Annotated in this window: 17 protein-coding genes and 1 pseudogene; 10 read left to right on the top strand and 8 right to left on the bottom strand. The window is 69.2% G+C overall.

Annotated elements, in window-relative coordinates:
- Positions 1 to 43: 43 nt before the first annotated feature.
- The 4 genes and pseudogenes from ACWEJ6_RS31695 to ACWEJ6_RS31680 form a co-directional block, all read right to left on the bottom strand.
- On the bottom strand, positions 44 to 214 hold the full coding sequence (locus ACWEJ6_RS31695) for a universal stress protein (protein WP_452428580.1): 171 nt from the start codon (positions 212 to 214) through the stop codon (positions 44 to 46).
- A 167-nt stretch (positions 215 to 381) separates the two neighbouring features.
- A pseudogene (locus ACWEJ6_RS31690) lies at positions 382 to 567 on the bottom strand (universal stress protein); the annotation flags it as partial.
- Between the two features lie 66 nt (positions 568 to 633).
- The gene (fdhF, locus tag ACWEJ6_RS31685; protein ID WP_452428540.1) at positions 634 to 3,354 is read right to left on the bottom strand and encodes a formate dehydrogenase subunit alpha; all 2,721 of its coding nucleotides are present in this window, start codon (positions 3,352 to 3,354) and stop codon (positions 634 to 636) included.
- A complete protein-coding gene (locus ACWEJ6_RS31680; RefSeq protein ID WP_452428538.1) occupies positions 3,351 to 5,024 on the bottom strand; it encodes an NAD(P)H-dependent oxidoreductase subunit E in 1,674 nt (557 codons plus the stop codon). Before ACWEJ6_RS31680 ends, fdhF begins: the two co-directional genes overlap by 4 nt.
- A gap of 272 nt (positions 5,025 to 5,296) precedes the next feature.
- On the opposite strand from ACWEJ6_RS31680, the gene ACWEJ6_RS31675 reads away from it, so the two are divergent.
- From ACWEJ6_RS31675 to ACWEJ6_RS31650, 6 genes are all read left to right on the top strand, one after another.
- Complete coding sequence (locus tag ACWEJ6_RS31675; protein WP_452428578.1) at positions 5,297 to 5,584, top strand: universal stress protein; 288 nt, start codon at positions 5,297 to 5,299, stop codon at positions 5,582 to 5,584.
- A 514-nt stretch (positions 5,585 to 6,098) separates the two neighbouring features.
- Complete coding sequence (locus ACWEJ6_RS31670; RefSeq protein WP_452428536.1) at positions 6,099 to 6,320, top strand: BON domain-containing protein; 222 nt, start codon at positions 6,099 to 6,101, stop codon at positions 6,318 to 6,320.
- A gap of 179 nt (positions 6,321 to 6,499) precedes the next feature.
- Positions 6,500 to 6,712, top strand: coding sequence for a PLDc N-terminal domain-containing protein (locus ACWEJ6_RS31665; RefSeq protein WP_452428534.1), 213 nt, complete (start codon positions 6,500 to 6,502; stop codon positions 6,710 to 6,712).
- On the top strand, positions 6,688 to 7,188 hold the full coding sequence (locus ACWEJ6_RS31660; protein ID WP_452428532.1) for a nitroreductase/quinone reductase family protein: 501 nt from the start codon (positions 6,688 to 6,690) through the stop codon (positions 7,186 to 7,188). The genes ACWEJ6_RS31665 and ACWEJ6_RS31660 overlap by 25 nt, the downstream gene beginning before the upstream one ends.
- A 139-nt stretch (positions 7,189 to 7,327) precedes the next feature.
- Entirely contained in the window at positions 7,328 to 8,005 is a 678-nt protein-coding gene (locus ACWEJ6_RS31655; RefSeq protein ID WP_452428530.1) for a hypothetical protein, read from the top strand.
- 346 nt (positions 8,006 to 8,351) lie between these two features.
- A complete protein-coding gene (locus ACWEJ6_RS31650; protein WP_452428528.1) occupies positions 8,352 to 9,140 on the top strand; it encodes an alpha/beta fold hydrolase in 789 nt (262 codons plus the stop codon).
- 698 nt (positions 9,141 to 9,838) lie between these two features.
- Here the strand turns inward: ACWEJ6_RS31650 and ACWEJ6_RS31645 are convergent.
- Positions 9,839 to 14,116: an LGFP repeat-containing protein gene (locus ACWEJ6_RS31645; protein WP_452428526.1), complete on the bottom strand. Its 4,278-nt coding sequence runs from the start codon at positions 14,114 to 14,116 to the stop codon at positions 9,839 to 9,841.
- 727 nt (positions 14,117 to 14,843) lie between these two features.
- Here ACWEJ6_RS31645 and ACWEJ6_RS31640 point away from each other — a divergent pair.
- The 4 genes from ACWEJ6_RS31640 to ACWEJ6_RS31625 all read left to right on the top strand — a co-directional run bounded on the left by ACWEJ6_RS31640 (position 14,844) and on the right by ACWEJ6_RS31625 (position 18,213).
- Positions 14,844 to 15,755: a LysR family transcriptional regulator gene (locus ACWEJ6_RS31640; protein WP_452428524.1), complete on the top strand. Its 912-nt coding sequence runs from the start codon at positions 14,844 to 14,846 to the stop codon at positions 15,753 to 15,755.
- Positions 15,756 to 15,819: 64 nt separating this feature from the next.
- On the top strand, positions 15,820 to 16,707 hold the full coding sequence (locus tag ACWEJ6_RS31635) for an alpha/beta fold hydrolase (protein ID WP_452428522.1): 888 nt from the start codon (positions 15,820 to 15,822) through the stop codon (positions 16,705 to 16,707).
- Positions 16,704 to 17,564 carry an LLM class flavin-dependent oxidoreductase gene (locus ACWEJ6_RS31630; RefSeq protein ID WP_452428520.1) on the top strand — a complete coding sequence of 287 codons (861 nt, stop codon included), beginning with the start codon at positions 16,704 to 16,706 and terminating at the stop codon, positions 17,562 to 17,564. Before ACWEJ6_RS31635 ends, ACWEJ6_RS31630 begins: the two co-directional genes overlap by 4 nt.
- A gap of 25 nt (positions 17,565 to 17,589) precedes the next feature.
- Positions 17,590 to 18,213 carry a helix-turn-helix domain-containing protein gene (locus ACWEJ6_RS31625; RefSeq protein WP_452428518.1) on the top strand — a complete coding sequence of 208 codons (624 nt, stop codon included), beginning with the start codon at positions 17,590 to 17,592 and terminating at the stop codon, positions 18,211 to 18,213.
- Here the strand turns inward: ACWEJ6_RS31625 and ACWEJ6_RS31620 are convergent.
- From ACWEJ6_RS31620 to ACWEJ6_RS31610, 3 genes are all read right to left on the bottom strand, one after another.
- Complete coding sequence (locus ACWEJ6_RS31620) at positions 18,174 to 18,740, bottom strand: hypothetical protein (protein ID WP_452428516.1); 567 nt, start codon at positions 18,738 to 18,740, stop codon at positions 18,174 to 18,176. The genes ACWEJ6_RS31625 and ACWEJ6_RS31620 overlap by 40 nt on opposite strands.
- Before the next feature lie 145 nt (positions 18,741 to 18,885).
- Positions 18,886 to 19,383 (bottom strand): RNA polymerase sigma factor, encoded by a 498-nt coding sequence (locus tag ACWEJ6_RS31615; RefSeq protein ID WP_452428514.1) that lies wholly within the window; start codon positions 19,381 to 19,383, stop codon positions 18,886 to 18,888.
- Positions 19,384 to 19,806: 423 nt separating this feature from the next.
- Positions 19,807 to 20,181 (bottom strand): hypothetical protein, encoded by a 375-nt coding sequence (locus ACWEJ6_RS31610; protein ID WP_452428512.1) that lies wholly within the window; start codon positions 20,179 to 20,181, stop codon positions 19,807 to 19,809.
- Between the last annotated feature and the right edge of the window lie 33 nt (positions 20,182 to 20,214).

Raw genomic sequence — 20,214 nt, 5'->3', positions numbered from 1 at the left:
GCCTCCCCCCAGCCCCTTCACCTGTCTCAGCCCGGTCTGCCGATCATCCGGGCGGCAGCCGCGGGTTCAGAACCTCGGCGAGAGTCACCGCGACCGGGCACCAGGATTCGAGCAGCGCGGTCTGGGTGACCGGGCCGAGCAGCAGGCAGGCGGGAGATCCGTTCCCCCGGTTGCCGAGGACGAGGAGCGTGGCGTCCTTTGTCGAGCCGACCAGGACGCGTTGGGGCGTTCGGTCACGAACTCGGTGAACACCGCCCCGCTCGCGACCTCCAGCAGCACCGCGGCGGGCGTGCCCTTCCCCAGGACCGGCTGGACGTCCACCTCCGGGGCCAGCTCCTTGGCGCGGCGCACGCCCTCGTCGACGACGGCGAGGGCGACCTGCTCGATCTGCGTGAGGACCTCCTCCGCGACCGGCCTCGGCGCGTAAGGCCAGTGCAGGGCGTGGCAGACCAGCACGGACACCATCCGCAGCCGTGCCTCCTCGACCGCCCGGCGCAGCGCGTCACGGCTCTCGGGCGAGTCGTCGTAGCCGACCAGGATGGGCTGGTCGGCCTGGTCAGCGTGCACTGCCGCCGCCCGGACGAGGAATGGTCCTGCCGGATGAGCCTTCCCGCCGCTCCTGCCGGATGAGCCTCACCGGCCGGGAAACTCTTGGTCCGTCTCGCTTGTCCTGGCTTTTCCGCCAACGGGCTCCAGTCGCACCGCCGTGACCTTGTACTCGGGGCATGACGTCGCGGCGTCGCCGCGATCCGAGGTGAGGGCATTGACTCCGCTGGCGGGGAAGTGGAAGGCGCAGAACACCTGGCCGGGTGTCACGTCATCGCTGACCTGGACGGTCAGGTGCGCTTCTCCGTAGCGGCTGCGCACCGTGACGCGGTCGCCGTCGCCCAGGCGGTGGCGGGCCGCGTCGGCGGGATGGACGTCGAGCCGGTCGGTGGGGTCGAGCAGGAGGTTGTCCGTACGCCGGGTCATGCCGCCGGAGTTGTAGTGCGCCCAGCGCCGCCCTGTGACCAGAACCAGCGGGAACCGATCGTCGGGCTCCTCGCCGGGCGGCAGGTACGGCACGGCGCCGAGGTGCGCCAGCCCGTCCGGGGTGGCGAACCGTTCCCGGTAGAGCGAGGACTCGCCGGGCCGGTCGGGATGACGGCACGGCCAGGGGACGGCCCCTTCCCGGTCGAGCCGTTCGTGCGACAGACCCGCGAAGACGGGGGCCAGCCGGCCGCACTCGGCCAGGGCCTGGGCGGGCGTGGCGCATCCGAGGTCGGCGCCGAGCACCGCGGCGACCGCGTGGATGATCTGGAAGTCGGGCCGCGCGGCTCCCGGCGGGGCGAGCGCGGCCCGCACCCGCTGGAAGCGGCGGTCGAAGTTGACGAAAGTGCCGTCCTTCTCCAGCCAGGACGCGGCGGGGAACACGACGTCGGCCCTGCGTGCGGTCTCGGACAGGAACAGCTCGTCGCAGATCACCAGCGGGCACCTCTCCAGGGCCTGGACGACCTGGTTGCTGTCGGGATCGGTGGCGCACACGTCCTCGCCGAGGATCCACAGGGCGCGCAGTTCTCCGGAGCGGGCGGCGGCGAACATCTCCGGGATCCGCAGGCCGGGCCGGGGCGGGACGGGCACGCCCCACACGCGTTCCGCGCGGAGGCGGGCGTCGGCGTCGGTCACCTTGGCGTACCCGGGCAGGAGGTCCGGCAGCGCGCCCATGTCGGACGCGCCCTGGACGTTGTTCTGGCCGCGCAGCGGGTTCACGCCGAACCCGCGTCCGGTGCCGACCGCTCCGCGCAGGATCGCGAGGTTGGCCAGGGCGCGTACGCCGTCCGTGCCGTGCAGGTGCTCGGTGACGCCCAGCCCGTAGACGATCGCCGGTCTCTCCGCCAGGCCGAACAGCCGCGCGGCGGCGACGACGTCGGAGGCGGGCACGCCGGTGACGGCGGCCGTACGGTCGGGGGAGTAGTCGGCGAGCAGCGCGGTGAGCTCGGGCAGGCCGGCCGACCGCTCGCGCAGGAACTCGTCGTCGATCAGGCCCTCGGCCAGCATCACGTGGGCGATCGCGTGGAAGAGGGCGACGTTGGCGCCGGGACGGGGGCGCAGGTGGACGTCGGCATGGCGGGCCAGGCCCACCGCGCGCGGGTCGGCGACGACGAGCCGCGTCCCGCGCAGCACGCGCTGGAGGAGTCGCGCGCCGACCACGGGGTGCGCCTCGACCGGGTTCGCGCCCACGAGCAGCAGGCAGTCGGCGCTCTCCACGTCCTCGAAGGGGTCGGTCCCGCCCGGCAGGCCGAACGCCGCCGTCAGGCCGGCCGCCGACGGGGCGTGGCACAGCCGTGAGCAGTTGTCGACGTTGTTGGTGCCGATCACCGTCCGCATGAACTTCTGCAGCAGGTAGTTCTCCTCGTTGGTGGCCCTGGCCGAGGAGATCGCAGCCACCGCGCCGGGGCCGCCCGCCGCGACCGCCGCGCGAAGCCCTCGGGCCACGTGCTGGAGGGCTTCTTCCCAGCTCACCGGTTCCAGGCGGCCGTCGCGGCGCAGCAGCGGCCGGGTGAGCCGGTCGGGCGAGCGGAGGAACCCGTGGGCGAAGCGGCCCTTGACGCAGGCGTGGCCCCGGTTGACGGGGCCGTCGCGGGCGGGCAGCACGGCGGTCACCGAATCGCCGCTGGTGAGCACGTCCAGGGAGCAGCCGACCCCGCAGTAGCCGCAGGTGGTGCGGGTACACGGCAGTTCCGGCGCCCGGTCGCCGCCGGGCAGGCCGGGCTCGGTGAGCGCGCCGGTGGGGCAGGTGTCGACGCAGCCGCCGCACGCGACGCAGTCGGACTCCGCCCACGGCCCTCCCGTGCCGGGCGCGACCACCGTGTCGGAGCCCCGTCCGGCCAGGGTGAGGGCGAAGGTGCCCTGGACCTCGGCGCACATGCGCACGCACCGGCCGCAGGCGATGCACAGGTCCCGGTCGAGGCGGACGTACGGATGGCTGTCGTCGCGGCCCCGGCCGCCGGTTCCCCGGGCCGTGTCCGGCGCGATGCCGAGGTCGTGGCAGACCCTGGCCAGCTCGCTGCCGCCGTGCTCGCCGTCCAGGGCGTGCGGCGGCAGGACCGAGACGATGACCTCCACGGCCTCGCGGCGCAGGACGCGCAGGTCATCCGCGTCGACCTCGATCGGAGCGTCCTCAGCGGCCGGTGTCACGCACGCGGCGACCACCTTGCCGCCGGCTCTCACCAGGCAGGCGCGGCAGGAGCCGGCCGGCGTCAGGCGGTCGTCGTGGCACAGCGTGGGGAGACCGATCCCGGCCGCGCGCACGGCGTCGAGAACCGAGGCGCCCTCGGCCACGTGCGCGGTCGTCCCGCCGACCCGTACTCTCACCCGTCCCACCCCGCCAGCCGGTCGCCGAAGGCGCGGACGAGGCTGCGCACGGCCGCCGGGACGCGCCGCCCGAAGGCGCACAGACTGGCCTCACCCATGACGCGGAGCAGCCGCTCGTATTCCTCGCCCGGCTGCCCGGCCCGGACGATCTCCAGGCCGCGGCGGGACCCGACGCGGCAGGGCGAGCAGGCGCCGCAGCTCTCGGCGGCGGCGAACTCCCACACGTGGCGCAGCACGTCCGCGGGGTCGATCCGCTGGTCGAAGGCGACCAGCCCGGCGTGTCCGAGCGCCGCCCCGCGCGCGGCCAGATCCGTCTCCGACAGCGGCACGTCGAGCTGGTCCGCGGCGAGGAAACCTCCGAGAGGGCCGCCGACCTGGACGACGGCCAGTTCCGCGCCTTCGCGCAGGCCGCCGCCGAGCTCGTCGACGATCCTGCGCACCGGTGTGCCGATCTCGACCTCGTAGCAGCCGGGACGGGCGAACCGTTCGGACAGGCAGACCAGCTTGGTGCCGGTCTCCGACGGTGTGCCGCGCGCGGCGTAGGCGTTCCCGCTGTGCTCGACGATCCAGGGGATCGCGGCCAGCGTCTCGACGTTGTTCACGACGGTGGGGGCGTCCCAGAGACCGTGCTGTGTCGGGTACGGCGGGCGCGGCCGGGCGCAGCCGCGCCCGCCTTCGAGCCCTGAGATGAGGGCGGTCTCCTCGCCGGCGACGTAGGAGCCCGACCCTTCGGCCACCTCGATGTCGAGATCGACGTCGGTGCCGTGCAGCCGCCGTCCCAGATGTCCGTCCGCACGGGCCTGCTCGACCGCCATCCGCATGGTGGCCAGCGCGTGTGGGTACTCCGATCGGACCAGCACCACGCCACGGCTGCTTCCGCAGGCGAAGCAGGCCAGCGCGAGCCCCTCCAGCACCCGCTCCGGATCCGCCTCCATCAGCAGCCGGTCGGCGTAGGAGCCGGGATCGCCCTCGTCGCCGTTGGCGACCACCACCGTGCCGGGCGAACGTCCGGCGGCGGCCCATTTGGCGGCGACGGGGAACCCCGCTCCGCCGCGCCCGCGCAGCCCGGAGGCCGCCACCTCGCGCAGGACCCGTTCCGGTGCGCCGGCCCGCAGCACGTCCGGCCACACCTGCCAGGCGTCTTGCCCCTGGACGACGCCCGCCAGCACGACGGGAGCGCCCGTGACGTCGGTGGCGGGGATCGGCGGGGCGTGGGGGAGCGCGCGGCCGGAGAGCTGGGCGGCGAGCGCCGGGCCCGTGCACGGTGTGTCGCCGTCGAGACAGGCGGGGCCGGCGTAGCAGTAGCCGAGGCACCGGACACCCTGCAGGGAGACCTCCCCATCCGCGGAGACCTGATCGACGCCGACACCCAGAACCTCTTCGACCTCGCGGACGTGCCGGCCCGCCCGAGCGGCGAAGCAGGCCGCCGCGGTGCAGACCCGTACGTGGCGCCGGCCGTGCGGGGCGGCCAGGTCGGCGTAGAAGGTGGCCGGCCCGAACGCCGAGGCCGCGGGCAGCCCGAACCGCCTGGCCGTTTCAGGGGCCCAGGTCTCGGCGGATGCGTGTCCGGCCACGGCGGCCTCGGTGAGGGCGTCGAGCAGCCGAACCCCGGGACGGCCGCGACGGTCCGCCAGGGCGCGGAACGCGTCGAACCAGCTGTGAGCACCCACGTTCCTCTACATGCACCCCTGGTCCTAGCCGCCACACCCCGGCGAGGGTCAGGGTTGGGCAAGGGGCCGACCACGATCGTGCTGAGTGATTTGTGGTTACTTGTGGCTCGATGTCGGTTTCGGGAAGGTGGCGGTCGAGGGCCAGCGGGGGCGGAGGGTGATGCGCGAACCGATCGTGGCCGGCGTCGACGGCTCCGCGTCAGCGCCCGCCGCGGGGGAACGGGCCGTCGCCACAGCCTGGGTGGTCGCCGTACTGGTCGGCCTACAGTCATCTGCTGGCTGACTCCACCCAGGAGGAGGCGCGCACCGCCCGCGCCCGGGAGGTCCCGGGGCGGGAGGCGAACCCCGACGTCGCGATCACCGACGAGCAGGTGTCCGGGCGTCCCGTGGCGGCGCTCACCGAGGCGGCCGGGGCGGCGGACCTCGTCGTGGTCGGCTCGCGGGGCCGTGGCGGCTTCTCCTCGGCGGTGCTCGGCTCGGTCGGCCACGGCGTGCCGCACCACGCGCGCTGCCCCGTCGCGGTCGTCCGCCCGCCGGAGCCCCCGCTCCAGGTCGCCTGAGGCCGTTCACGGCTCCGGCGGCCGGGGGGCCGAGTCCGACGGCTCGGCAGGCCGCTCGGTGCGCCCCGCCGAGTCGTAGATCTGACCCACTTGATCGACGGGAACTGCTCAAGCGTCGGCGTGATCTCATAGGCGATGGTGAAGGCGGAGCCTCCACCGGCGAGCGGACCGGCCAAGTGGACCCTGGCGATCCCGTGCCTGACGGTCAGCTTGCTGAAACCGGTGGCCTTGGAGCCGACGAAGCGCAGCCCGTGCGCCCGCTCGGCCTGGGGCGGACCGGCGAACAGCCGCTGCAACGCGCCGTAGGCGGTCGCCGGCGGCCTCACCGGGCGTGTCACGGCCCTCGCGTACCTCATGTGATCGGCGGAGTCGAGGAAGTAGTCGCGCACCGGCACGGTCCGGTAGGGCGTGGCGATGTCGACGACGACCCTGCTGGGCCGGGTGAGCGCATCGAGCAACTGCTCGTGATCGATCCGGTGAGAGGGGCGTCATCGGCGCCGTCCATCAGCATGACGTGCTGCGGGTCTTCACCCGCTCCGCCGCCGAACTGGAGACGGACGTCAGGGCGGTGCTCAAGGACGCCGGCTCGTTCTCCGTCGAGGCGGACGGAGGCGTGGTGCGGATCAGCGGCCGAGTGCGCTGGACGTCGCAGATCCTCGCGCTGGCGGAAGCGGTCCGCTCCGTCGAGGGCGTCGTCGAGGTCGTCTCCGAGGTGGCCGCCGACCACGACGACTGATCGCCAGGCTCCATTCCATGACGGCCTCCTCATCGGCGGAGCTGGCACCTTCAGCCCACTCCGCCATCGCCAGAGGTGACAGGGGCGAAAGTCCCGCGGAATCGCGACTTCGTGCTCGGGTACTCGGGCGCGTACGCCCTCATCCTGATGCCGAAGGCCTGAGAGAGAGGAGCCCGTCGATGCGATGGGACGAGATGTCGCAGAAGCAGCGGAGCTGGCTGCTGGTGCTGGCGTCCGCGGAGTTCGCGGCCACGACGGCCGCGGCGGTGGATCTCTGGTTCCGGCCACGGGCGGACGTACGGGGGCGCAAGGGGCTGTGGTGGCCGGCGATCTTCGTGCAGCCGGTCGGCCCCCTCGCCTACCTCCTGTGGGGACGGCGTCGCCGGTCATGATCTCGGCGTGGAAGCTGCTGGACGGTTTCCAGACCCGACCGGTGAACCCCATCGTCGGATGGCTGCTCCGCACGCCGTTGCAGGACCTGCTGTCGAGGCGGGTCATGCTGCTGACGGTCACGGGCCGCAGGAGCGGGGCCGCCATCCGGCTGCCCGCCCAGTACGAACGGCACGGCGACACGCTCACGGTGACGAGCAGGCCGTCGCGGCTGTGGTGGCGCAACCTCGAGGGCGGCGCGCCCGTGCGGATCACCCTGGACGGCGTACCCCGCGAGGGGCATGCCGAGGTCGGCCGGGCCCCCGCGGGCCCGGTGACGGGCGGCTCGGGCGCCGGCACGGCGATGCCGGCACCGGTCGTCGTGACGGTCCGCCTGACGGCGGCCCGCCGCGCGTTCGATGCGTCCAGTCGGGTGCCGACGCTCGTGCAGAACACCAGGTCGGGATCTTGCCATGCCGCGCCCGCCTTGAGCTTCTGAGCGGCTTGGCGGGTGTGGTGCTCCTGCCCTCCGCAATGCCGCTGCTCAGCCGTCCTTAAGAGCCCTCCGTGACCTCACGACAGCGGGCGCTTGAGCGCGGCTCCGCGGGCCGGCCGCCCAATCTGGTAGAAAGCCGCCCATGACCACCATCCCGCGGCCCAGCTTCATCTCCCTGCTGAGCGCCCTGGCCGTCGGCGCGGTATTCGGCGGGGTGTTCGGCGCCGCCACCTCGCTGGCCAACGCGGCGGCCACTACGACCGTGGATGTGGAAAGCACCGAGGCCACCACCCGAGGGTGGTCGATCATGGAGATCGTCAGCATCCTGCTGGACGCCGGCTGGGCGTGGGCGGGACTGGGGGTGCTGGCGGGATGGTGGGCCACCCGTGGCATGGGGGGTGTCCTCACGGGCCGCCGGTTGGCGCGGGGCGCCGTCGTCGGCGTGGTGGCCTTGCTCGCCGCCACCGCTGCCTACTACATCGCCGACACGATCGTCCACGACGTCTCGTCCGGCTCCTACGTCGATGACACGGTCTACTGGTGGGTGGCGAGCGCCTTGTTCGGTCCGGTACTCGGTGCCATCGGAGCCTGCGCTGGGCATCCGGGAGCGATCGGTGTGCTCGCCCGGCTGACCGTGCCGGTGGGCGCGGCCGTCCAGATGGCCGTGCTGCCACCGGGCAGGAACGATGTGCTCAGGAACATCGGGCAGTGGGTCGTGTGGACGGCGGCCGCTGTGACTGTCGGCCTCGTGTTTGCCTGCTTCCTGCGCGTACGGTGGCGAGCCTCAAGAGCCGAGGCGGCGCGAAACGATCCCCGGTGAGGCGGGAAGCGATCTTCAGTTGGCCCGTATCGGTCCAGCTCATAGGTACCCGTGAACACCCCCAGCAGGCGGCGATCCGTTCGAAGGCGAACACGTTGGCCGGTGTCTTGCCCACCATGAATCGCTTGACGGCGCGCACCAGCTCTCGGTGCAGCACCCGATCCCACAGCGGGTGCTCCAGGTCGTACGCCAGTCGACTCGCCATAAGCTCAGGCATGCCTGATCCCCTGCGTACGGGGTGTTCACGTGTACGGCTGAGCTGGGTGTATCCGGAGGTCCCGTGATCGTTTCCCGGGCCGACGTTGATCGTTTCCCAGGCTGTCTGTCCCATGGCTAGCATCCCGCCATGCGTCTTTATGTGCGAGAGTTCGACGGGTCCTCGGATCGCACGTTGCTGGTCATCCACGGTGGCCCAGATTGGGATCATAGTTATCTGGTGGAGCCGCTGAGGATGTTGGCTGGTGAGCATCGCCTGCTGTTTCCCGATCTGCGTGGTTGCGGCCGCTCCGCCGCAGCCGAGCCGCTAACTCCCGACGCGATGGTGGCCAATCTCGTCGAGCTCATCGGCGCCTCGCAGGTGGATGTCCTCGGCTTCTCCTACGGCGGTCTGATCGCGCAGCGGTTGGCGATTCAGGCCCCTCACCTGGTCCGCCGTCTGATTGTCGCCTCCAGCAGCGTGCTTCCGGTGCCGGCCGATGCGTTCGAGGGGTGGGAGGAGTACGAGCGCCGCTACGCCGCGTACCCATCGATCTGGGACACGTCGCCGCTGGAAGGAGCCGAGCTCACGCGGGCTGAGGCGTTCGCGACGGCTCCGTTGAACGTCTGGCGGCAGGAGTCGCTGGCCGAGTATGTCAGGCGTCTGGAGCAGGTGACCTTTACCAGCAGCTACCTGCGAGCCTGGCGGGAGGGCCGTCTTCCTTCGGCCCGTCACCCCGACGCTGTCGAGCGCTTGTCGGGGATACCGCTCTTCTTGCTCCAAGGACGGTATGACATGACGTTTCCGGCTTCGTTGGTGGCGTTGACGCCGTGCACGGATGCGGTCGTTCTGGATGAGGCGGGGCATATGGCGCACGTCGATCAGCCCGGGGCGTGGCTGGCTGCGGTGACTCGTTTCCTTGCTGCTGCTTCCTCGTGATCCAGAAGGTCTGGTCCGCGAAAAGCGGGCGCTCCGCCTGGCATCCTGTGCCATGCAGATGTCGATCTTCGTCGTGGTGGTGACCGCGAGCATTTCCGCGGGTCCGTAACCGCCACAAGATCCCGTCGATCACCTGCCGATGACCGCGCCAGGGACGTCCTGTCCATCGGTCACCGGCAGCAACGGCTCGATCCGCGCCCACGCCCTGTCGGTCACCTCGCCGCGTCGCACCACGACAACCGTTCAACCGTGCACCTAGATCATTTGTCAGACACTCTCTAGCTCATGACCAGGGAACCAGTTGGCCCTCATGGGCCCAGCAGCCCTCATCCCTGGCGATCCCGCCTTGGAGCCAGTCTCTTTGGATTACCTTCCGTAGCCGCGGAGGTGAAACGCCTGATCTTCTCTCATCTAGGGTCTCTGGTCTTGCAGACCGGGGTGATCGGCACCGCAGGCCTCCTTCGGCGGCCCACGGCATCGAGCTGGCGGTCTGGCCCGGAATCCGATTCGCCTGGCCAGGCGGAAGAACACCTCGCAGGCGACCCCGTACGACATGGCCTTGCCCAGCGGCACGGAGTACGCACCTGACCCGTTCCAACATGCCGTACAGACCCTCAGATACTGTGCGCCAAGTAGCCGCTCACGCTACTTGAAGTGCTTGGCGCACTGCTGAGAGCAACCCAAGATATCGGCTGGCATCACAAGGTGGAGCGGATGCGGTCGCGAAGCTGCCCGGCTGATTCGGCGAGGTTCTGCATCGAGATCGTTTCGGGATCGGGGGGCGGGGGCGCGCCGAAGACGAGCAGACCGGTCAGCTTGTCCAGCATGTCGGCAGCGTCTCGGCGATCGAGCTGGGGGTAGGTCTGTAGCTGATCGCCGATGGCCAGCAGGAGTCGGGTCGCTTCGGCGGCGGCTTCACGCTGGTGATGACGCTCGGCTTCGGGGTCGGGACAGCCCGCGACAAAGGAGGTCTCGTGATGGCGCATCGCGAGGTCCGCCCAAACCCGGGCAACATCGACCCGGTGGTCGCCTTCCAGGTATTTGTAGGCCCGGCGGGCGAGCTCGGCAGCTCTGACTCCCGGCTCTGTGTTCGATGACCCATGGGTGAGGAGTCCGATGAGTTTCCGCAGGAGTCCGGCAAGGCCGAGTAGGTCGTCGGACCCAAGATCTGGGTCGGGAAGTGCTTCGGCCATGGGCTCGGCGATCGCTGCCGCGCGTTGTGCTACCTCGCGCTGCTTCGCAAGTTCGGCGTTGCCGAGATCCGGGTTGCCGGCCCAGTGGCCGAACCAGTAGCCGGTCTCGTGATGGCGCATGGCGAGGGCTGTGTAGGCCTGCGCGAGGTCGACCCGGTGGTCGCGGTCGTGCATGTTCGCATAGACGATGTGCACCAGCTCACCGGCGTGGTCGCTGGGCGCCGAGTCGGCCGAGCCGAAGCTCGCGAACCCGATCAGCATGTTCAACATGCCCGCGATGCGTCCCAGGTCCTCCTCCGAGACCTCGGAGGACGGCAGGGACCGTACGATCGGGTCCAAGATCGAGAGCGCTTCGGCGGCGGCTTCGCGCTGATGGAGTTGCTCGACTGCGTCGCCGGGCCAGGCCGCGACGACGAAGGAGGTCAGGTGGTGGACTTGCGCTTCGTTGGTCCATACTCCGGCGATGTCCACCGAGTGGTCTCCGGGAGACCGGGCGTAGAGGTCGCGGGCCAGGCTTGCGGCGTCAGACGCGTCGGCGCTGATGGGAGAGCCGAAAGCGAGGTAGCCCATCAGATCGACGATCTGGGACGCGAGGATCACGAGTTCGTCTTCTTCTTCGGACGCGAGGAACTGGTAGATGTCCCATGCGTTGTGCGCTGCCGCGAGCTGGACGGGCACGTTGTCCGGGTGGGCGCTTCGGGCGGTGCTGTGCCATTGACCGGCGAGGTCGCGGAGCTGATCGTCGCCCAGGCCGGGATTGTCCAACCGTGCCCGCCGGAATTCGTCGAGGCCTTGCAGGGTGGCGGCGCGAGCGTCGAGGTATTTGCCCGCGCCGAAGAAGGCTTTTGCGCGCTGATAGGTGGCGTCAATGACGGCGTGGTGCCATTGGGGGCACGCGGCTGAGTTGTCGCCGCGGTGGGGTACGAGGTGGTTGCGGAAATCTAGGACGAGGGGCGTGTCGCACTGCGGGTGGCGGATTTCCAGATAGCCGTCGTGGCCGTTGGGCGCGTTGAGGTAAGGGCCTTCCACCAGGTGTGTGGTGCCGAAGGATTCGGGGAGGAGCTGACCGTCCATCCTGAGGATGCGCGGACGGTACTTTTCCCCTTCGGCCCACGTCCGGAATAGGAAGCTGTGACCGTCCGCCGCGTTGAACAGGTAGTCGGTGGCGTAGTCGAGCGGGTCAGGAAGCTGATTGCGGTCCAGGGTCTGCTCTTTGAATTCGGCGAATGTCATCGGGGCGGGAGCGTCCGGATCGCCCGGGGTCCGCAGTTCGAGGACATAGATGAAGCCGAGGCTGTCCAGCGGCTCCACCAGCTGGGCCCCGCCGGGCGGGGTTCGATACGCGGCGACGTAGTAGCCCAGATCGCCATGGTCGATGAAGAACCAGCCGCGCTGGCCCGCGGGAAACCCTGGCAACCTGAGATTTCCGCCGCACGCGAAGCCGAGGTGCACGCAGGTGTTGACGCCGCGTTCGGTATAGGGATCGAATCGGATGAGGTCGGCGAAGAACGGATCGGCGTGCCGTGGCAGGAGGGTCGTGGCCTGAGGTACGGCGCATCCGTTGGTTCCCGTTCTCGACATGACCACGTTGTCGCTGCCACTTCCGCTGTTGAGGAACGTTCCTCCGGCCGTAAGCAGGAAAGATGGTGACTTGTAGTAGATTTCGACACCCCCGTCGGGTTGCTCGCCGTGCGGCGGGATGGGACGGGTGCCGTGGTAGAAGGTGTGTTGATAGGCCGCTTGCTCGGTGAGCGACAGAATGTATGCGGCCGCGGGCGGGCGATAGCTGCCGGCCGCGAATAACAGTGCCTCGGGCAGCCAGTTGTCGTCGAACCACATCGACGGAGTGCCATCGGGTGCGGTCGGCCCGAAGTACGCCAACGAGAAACCGGTCAACGGGTGACCGTCTTTCCACATCAGGCCATTGAGTTCGCCCGTGGCCGCGTTGACGTGTTCACGGCGGCGACGGAAGGGGCCGGCATGTCTGTGCCGGCAACTGGAGACTGCGAATTTGACGGCCAGATAGTCCAGTACATGGCGCGCGGCGGTGCGCAGCGGTGGGTCGGTAGAGAATTCGTAGAGGTTGAGCAGCGAGTGCACCGTCGGTCGGTTGTAGGGGCGTGAATTGAACTCTAGCAGATCGTATTTGGCCCAGACCTGCAGCATGTTCATCAGCCAGTCGGCGAGCCCATTTTTCAGATTGTCGTACTGGTCGTCCTGAGTGAGTTCGAAGTAGATCTGATTGGCAAGGAATCGTGACGACTCGATCATGAGTACATGGTTCTCAGTTTCCGGCCCGACACCGATGACGGGCACGGCTGTGTAACTTTCGATGTCTTCGTCGTGACCGCCATGCAGCTCCAGTGGAATCAATTTTGACATCATCCAGGTAATGAGTGACTCGGTCAGCTGTTGGCGGTAACGCAGCATGATGGTCATCAAACCTTTGATGGTCATGTCGTATTCGCCGTCGGTGCCCATGGGAGACTTGGGATTCATCTGACGTAGCGCCACGGCCACTTGAACGGAGCTTCGCGGCTGCCCCTCGCTGCGATAGTCACTCTGCTGCCGCATCATGTGCAGGTGCGCGATCAGTTGGAACGTCACGTCCTCACCGTCGCTGGGCATATTGCGTAGATCGAAGGGTTGGGTGCGGATGTAGTGTTCGGCGACCGCGTTGATTCGGTCTCGGTGGCTCGCCGCTGCGTGCTCGGGGCTGCCATCGAGAGCGGGCCGGTCCAGATGCGGACTGATCGGCTGGTGCCAGAACTTCAGTTTCGCAGCGAATTGCTGCCCGGTGAAATCTGTGACCTTGATCAGGTAATTCCTCGATGACTCCGTGTCCCACGGAACGCCTGCGTTACGCACGGGATAGAAACGAGCATAGCCGGAGCTGTATCCGTTCTGCGCCCATTTCAGCCACTCGATCTCGTTCGAATTGATGGTCTGGGAGTGTTCCGCGCCTTGGCCGACATCCAGGTTGAATGCTTCAACAGTGTTGTCGAATGTCCCAAGAGGTGCGGCAACATCGGTGTAACCCCAATAGATGTGCACCGCGCGGGCGTCTCGATAGCCGGCGAGCGTAGCTCTGGGCCCGTACTGCGGGAAGGTGGCGATTACGCCTCGCTCGAAGGTTTGGCTGCGGCCACCGCCGTCTGCTGCGACCGAGGGTCCGACCGGCGCCCCGAACACCCCATCGCCTGCGCCGAAAACATGCCAACGCTCAGCGATGAGTGGATCATCGGGAACCGCAGCCTCAGCTGGAACAGCGGCCGGATCGATCGTGAAACGAATCAGCGGGGTCCACCCCTGAACACTGGACTCGCCACCGAACAGGCCCGGGGCATCGACACCCTTCACCTTGAACGCGTATTCACCGAAATCGTGGAGTCGCACAAAGTACGTTCCGCGCCGCACGCCAGGCAGCTCCGGAAGTTTGAACCCACTCAGTTCCAGGTTTGCATGACCTGCACCGGTGAAGGGCTGCGATCCATCCCGCCTGTACAGGACGTCGATGCGGAAGTAGTCGTAGTGCAGCTGCGACTCGCGTGTCACCGACCAGTCGAAGACCATCTCACCGCCGAGACGGAAGACAGTAAGCACCATCTCCTGATCGGGCATCCATGCGATCACGCCGTGCTCGAAACTCTGCCGTCGTCCGCGCTGACCGTCGTTGAGATCCATTTCAACGCTGACGGGAGCGCCAAGAGGGCCATTCTCCGCCAGCAGTTCCTGCCAGCGCTCGCCGATCAGCCCGGCAACGGGAAACGATGCGTTCGGCATGGAGTCCTCCATCACATCTGTGCCGATGGCGGCAGTACCCGCGCCGACTCAGTCGCGAGCACCCATTGCGTCCGTGCTCCGGAGCGATCAGTGTTCGCCGAGCTGTGGCCGGCTTGGGTGGTCCCTCTTCCCCGAGATCCTGGCCCTGAGGGGATTATCGCGCCAACTCCTGGGTCAAGCCACAGCTGGATGCGGCCACACCATGTGGTTACCTGCCCTCTGGGGGTCACGTCCACGGACGTGGTGTATGAATCGACCTTCACGTGATCCTGTTTCTGCAGGTCAAGTGGTAAGTGTCTGTGGGAGTGAGTTCTGGGTCGACGCGTGAGCGGCAGGCTGCGCAACCGCCCGAAAGCGCGGTTTCTGTCACCGCGCCGCCTCTCGCAGACGTCGGCGCCGTGCTCCGGCAACGCGAGACGCGTGCCCGCAACCTCGTCGGCGAACTGGCCCGGGCCTTCGGCTGCCACACCCTGGACGATGTCATGAGGAAGGAACTGGTCACGCTGTTCTCACAGAGGTGAGCGCGCAGGGGGCCGGGTGGTGCGGAGGTAGCAGACGGCGAGGCCATGCAGGGCTGCGGCCCAGCCGGTCGCGCAGGAGCACAGGCAGCAGCGCGCCCCCGAAGGCCAGGACGGGTTGTCATGCCGATGACCCCAGGAACCCGCACTTATCAATAAAAGCGATTGATTCCTGCTGCATCAATCGCTCTCAACGATATTCTGGTGCCATGGTTGACGTGGAGCTGCGCCACCTGAGGACGATGGCCGCCATCGCCGAGGAGGGGACATTCGGCCGGGCGGCGGTTCGCCTCGGCTACACCCAGTCGTCGGTGAGCCAGCAGATCGCCGCGCTGGAGAAGGCCGTCGGCGGGGCCGTCTTCGACCGGCCGGGAGGTCCCAGGCCGGTGCGCGCCACTCCTCTCGGCGAGCTGGTCCTGGCCCACGGGCGTGATCTGCTCGCGAGGTCGGAGGCGCTGACCGACGCCGTCGATCGGTTCAAGGCGGGGCACGGCCGGATCGACATCGGCACCTTCCAGGGCGCGACCCGGCTGATCCTGCCGGCAGTGGTGCGCGGGTTGCTGAGCGAGCACCCCGGCTGCGACGTCAGGCTGTCGGAAGTGGCACCGGAGAACCCGAACATCGGAGATCTCGACCTGTTGTTCCACTACGACCGCATCGACGGCGACGTCGAACACGTCGAGCTGCTGGACGAGCCTCACCTCCTGGTGGCCGCCGCGGGCGCGTTCCCCGACGGTCCGGTGCCGGTCGAGCTGCTCGACGACACTCCCATGGTCGCCTGGCCGCCCACCGTCCACCAAAGATGGCTGGAACGGGAGCTCGCCGGCGCGGGCGCCCGGCCGCGGATCGTGTTCCGCACGTCCGGCCATGAAAGCGTCGTGTCGATGGTGCGGGTGGGCCTGGGCTCGGCGGTGTTGCCCTGGCTCGCCCTCCTGGGGTCGGACGTCTGGTCCGACGACCGGCTCCGCATCCATCGGCTGGAACCGCCGCCCACCTGTACGTGGTACCTGTGCCGGCCGGCCGGGCGCACCCGGTCGCCACTGGCGGCCCGGGCCATCGACCTCGCCGTCGCGGCCGCCGCCGAACTGGCCGGCCAGATGGACCACGGTATATCGCTGTAGGCGATCGACTCGATCGAAAATCATAGCTTTTCGCGATGAGGTAGCCAGGCTTAGCGTGCCGGACATGAACGCCAACCAAGATCACCCTGAGCGGCTCCTCGACGTCAACGGCATAAAGCTCTGCGTCCAGACGTTCGGCGACCCGGCCGCGCCCGCCCTGCTGCTCATCGGCGGTGCCGAGGCGTCGATGGACTGGTGGGACGACGAGTTCTGCGAGCGCCTCGCCGCCGGCGGCCGGCACGTCATCCGGTACGACACCCGGGACACCGGCCGCTCCACGACCTTCCCGCCCGGCGCGCCGCTGTACGGAAACGACGCCCTGCTCGACGACGCCGTCGGCCTGCTCGACGAACTCGGCATCGCGGCCGCCCACATCGTCGGCGTCTCCATGGGCGGCGGAATCGCCCAGCACCTGGCCGTGCGCCACCCCGGCCGGGTCGCCTCCCTGACGCTCATCGCCACCAGCCCGGGCGGCCCCGGCGGCTCCGACCGCCATGACCTGCCGCCGATGAGCGCCGAACTGGCGAAGCGGTTCGCCGAGGGCGGCGACCAGACGCCCGACTGGTCCGACCGCGAGGCCGTCATCGCGTACTACACCGACGGCGAGCGCACCTTCGCGGGCACCATTCCCGTCGACGAGGAGCGGATGCGCAGCATCGCCGGCCGCGTCTGGGACCGCAGCCCGTCCCCTGCCTCGGCGCAGAACCACTGGCAGCTCGACGGCGGCGAGCCCGTCCGCGCCCGCCTCGGCGAGATCGCGGCGCCCACGCTGGTGTTGCACGGCACCGCGGACCCGCTGCTCCCGTACGGGCACGGCGAGGCGCTGGCGCGAGAGATCCCGGGAGCCCGGCTGGTCCCGCTCAAGGGCATGGGGCACCAGATGCCGCCGCCGGAGCTCTGGGACGTCGCGATCCCAGAGATCCTTTCGGTCTCCGGCGGAGAGCGCCCGTGAGCCGGTTGCGATCGGCACTCTGGCTGCCGCTCTTCGACGAGCTCGCCGACCCGCGGGCGGTGGCGAACCTGGCCGCCGACGCGGAGGAGGCCGGGTGGGACGGCTGCTTCGTGTGGGATCACCTGTCCTGGCGGGAGCCGGTCCAGCAGGTCGCCGACTCGTGGACCACGCTGGCGGCGATCGCGACCGCCACCGAGCGGCTGCGGCTCGGTCCGATGGTGGCGACGCTGGCCCGCCGGCGGCCGGCCAAGGTGGCGCGGGAGACCGCGACACTGGACCAGCTGAGCGACGGCCGCCTCACCCTGGGCGTCGGACTCGGCAGCGATCGGTTCGGCGGTGAGCTGTCCAGGACCGGCGAGCAGCTCGACGACCGGCAACGGGGGCGGATGCTCGACGAGTCCTTGGCCATCCTGACCGCCGCGTGGTCCGGAGAGCCGGTGCGCCACCGCGGCGAGCACTACACCGTCGACGACATCACGTTCCTGCCGCAGCCGGTTCAGCGGCCAGGGGTGCCGGTATGGGCCGCCGGATTCCCCGGCAACGTCAAGCCGATCCGCCGGGCCGCCCGGCTCGACGGCTTCTTTCCGATCAACCTTGAGCACCCCGACCAGCTCGCCGAGGTCGCCGGCGCCCTCACCGAGCTGCGACACGGTGACATGGGCTCGTACGACATCGCCGTCAGCCTGCCCGCCGGCGTCGACCCGCTGCCGTACGCCGCCGCCGGCGCGACCTGGTGGCTGACGGAGTTCGACCCGGGTGTACGGCTCGACACGGTACGCGGCGTACTCCGCGACGGCCCCTGCCAGCGCCCGCGGCCCCATGGACACCCCGATCGTGTCGGGCGGCCAGGGGCATGAGACCGCCGCCGCCAACCCTCGGTTCGTGAGTCAGGTCATGCGGCTCGCCGGGCTGTCGCGGCGGGTCGCGTCCGTGCGCACGGGGGCGACAGTGCTGGCCGCCCGATTCCCGCACGTACGGGTCGACCCCGCTCCGGTCTTCGTACGGGACGGCATGGTCACGTACCTGGAAAGGCCGGGGGACCAGGCGCAGGTGAGCATGTGCAACCGGGTTGCGCACGCCGGCCAGGTGCTGGTCCGGCGGGTCGTCGACCACGTGGTCAGCCATCTGGACGAGGACCTCGGTGTCGCCCGTCCGGCCGCGCTCGCCGGGGTGAGCGAGCGGCATCTGAGCAGGCTGTTCGTCGAGTGCGTCGGCCGGACTCCCTCGCGGCCGGTGCGCGAGACGCGGCTCGAAGCGGCCGTCCAGTTGCTCACCGGCACTCGTGAGCCGGTCGCGGCCATCGCCCGGCGGTGCGGGCTCTCCTCCGCCGAGTCCTCGCGGCGGGCGTTCGTGGCGTGGGCCGGGGTTCGCCGTCGCGTTTCTGCAGGAGATCATGACGCTTCCGTTCGCCGCCGACGGCACAGAGCCCCGGCCCGGGGGGGTTCCCGGACCGGCGCTCTCGTGTGTCAGCCGCCGGCGCTGAAGGACCTCGCGCCGTTACCGTAGACGGTCATGTCCACCCAGGGGTGCGATTCCTGTATGCAGGAGACGTACGGGACCAGGCAGAAGACGCCCTGGGTCCGCTTGCGCCATTGGGTCGCTCCCCGGCCGCCGTTGCTCACGAGCGACTCGTGACCCTTGAACGACCAGCCCACCATGTAGACCTCGGCCCACCTGGTGTAGAAGTGGGCACTGGTGATCCGGGAGCCGTCGCGGCAGTAGTCCATTCTCTGGAAATACTTCCAGAGCCATTGGCCGACGCGGTTCTTGCCGCCCCGGTAGCCGGTGTAGATCCAGCAGGAACTCACCATGATCTGGGTCCGTTCCTCCGCCGAGACGGTGACATCGTTCTGGGCGAGCTTCGCGAGATAATCCTCGCTGGAGATGGAGTCCAGCGGTTCCTCGCCGTTCTCCGTGGTGGCCAGTTCGGTGTCGGGATCCGTAAGAGACGACGAGACCTTCTGGGACGTCCTGCTCTCCGCTCCCGCCACGGGCGCGAACATCAAGCAGGCGAGCGCCGCCGCCAGCAGCACGACAAACGCATGCCGTACGGGCGGAATACGCCTTCGCGAGCTTCTCATGGCTGTCCTTTTCCGCGATTCCCAAGAATCGCATATCGGCCTGAACGAACGAACCCTTCACCGGTAGTACGTTCCTGGCCGGCGAGCTCGACAGAATTCATCGCCGATTTCCGGCCGGGCGGTTCATGGCCCGCCGCACGGGAGCTGTCGCACGGCGATACCGCATCTCGACGGCGGCGGCCGATTCGCCGCGCGCGACACCGATCTGTCCCCAGGTGGCGCCTTCCATTCGCAGGCGGAGCACATGGCGGATCTCGGGGTCGAGCAGTGCGATCAAGGGTGCCGCACGCCTGGCCTCGTCCCCGTCGGCCACGGCGTCCTCGAAGCCGTGGGGGCGTGGCATGAGTGCCGCGTGGCGGCGTAACACCAGTTCGCGAGCCGTCCGGCGGTGGTGGTCGACCACGAGTCGCGCCGTGACGGTGGCGAGGAAGGCCCACGCCCGTTCCTCCTCCAGGCCGGCGAAGGTGGCGGTACGCAGCAATGCGTCCTGGACGACGTCCTCCGCGTCCGCCCCCGCCCCCATGCGTAACGCCAAGGCCAGCAGTCGCGGCCGGTATGCCATCAGGACATGCCAGCGTTGTTCTGTGACATTCATGCCACGGCCCTCTCCGTTTTCATGCATACGAAAAAGCCCGGACAAAGTCGCCCCGTAAGATTGCAGACATGCGGAACCGCCGCACCAGGACCACCGCCGGACGTTTCCGGGCCACCTGAGCATGGCCCGATTGACCCCGGCCCGGCTTATCGCACGCGCCGGGCGGTCACCCCTATGACCATCAATTCAGATTCCGGACGCACACCGACGCGCTCATGGCCGGCTCCCGCCCCCCTGCATTTCCCCTCCGTTCGAGGCGCCGGGCCGCCTCCGACCGGCCTTCGCTCTCGCTCTCGGCTCTGAACCGATCGAAGCAGTTTGCGACCTTGTCCGGATCGAGCGGGGAGCGCGCCGTCCGGATCCATGGGATTCCCGTCCGCTTGCCAGGGCACCGGGAGATCAAGTGATTCCCGGCCGCACCCGTCACCACCCACCGAGCGACTGAATGATGTGCCGTCGGCGATTTCGCAGAGGTTTCCCGTGGTCATGGTCCACGGCGGGCCCGGAGTCCCCGACTGTCTCGCCCCGGTCGCCGGCGTCATCGACGACCTGTGCCTGGTCCGCCGCTACGACCAGCGCGGTACCGGTGGCTCGTGCTGGGAGGGAGAGCACACGATCGCCCGCCATCTTGACGACTTGGCGTTGTTGCTCGATGAGGATCTCGACCTGCGCATGGACGACGGACACGTCCGCATCCACGGCGAGGGCGGCAGCGTGCGCACCGTCCTGCTGGACGACCGCGGCTACGTCACCCTGCTCAAGCTCCATCTGGCCCGCGCCCGCCACCACCGAACTCATCAACGAGCTTCAGCTCTCTGCACTCAAGATCCT

This window comes from Nonomuraea sp. NPDC004702 (assembly GCF_053601695.1).
The sequence above is the reverse complement of the archived record's forward strand: the minus strand, read 5'-3'. Positions and strand labels throughout refer to the sequence as shown.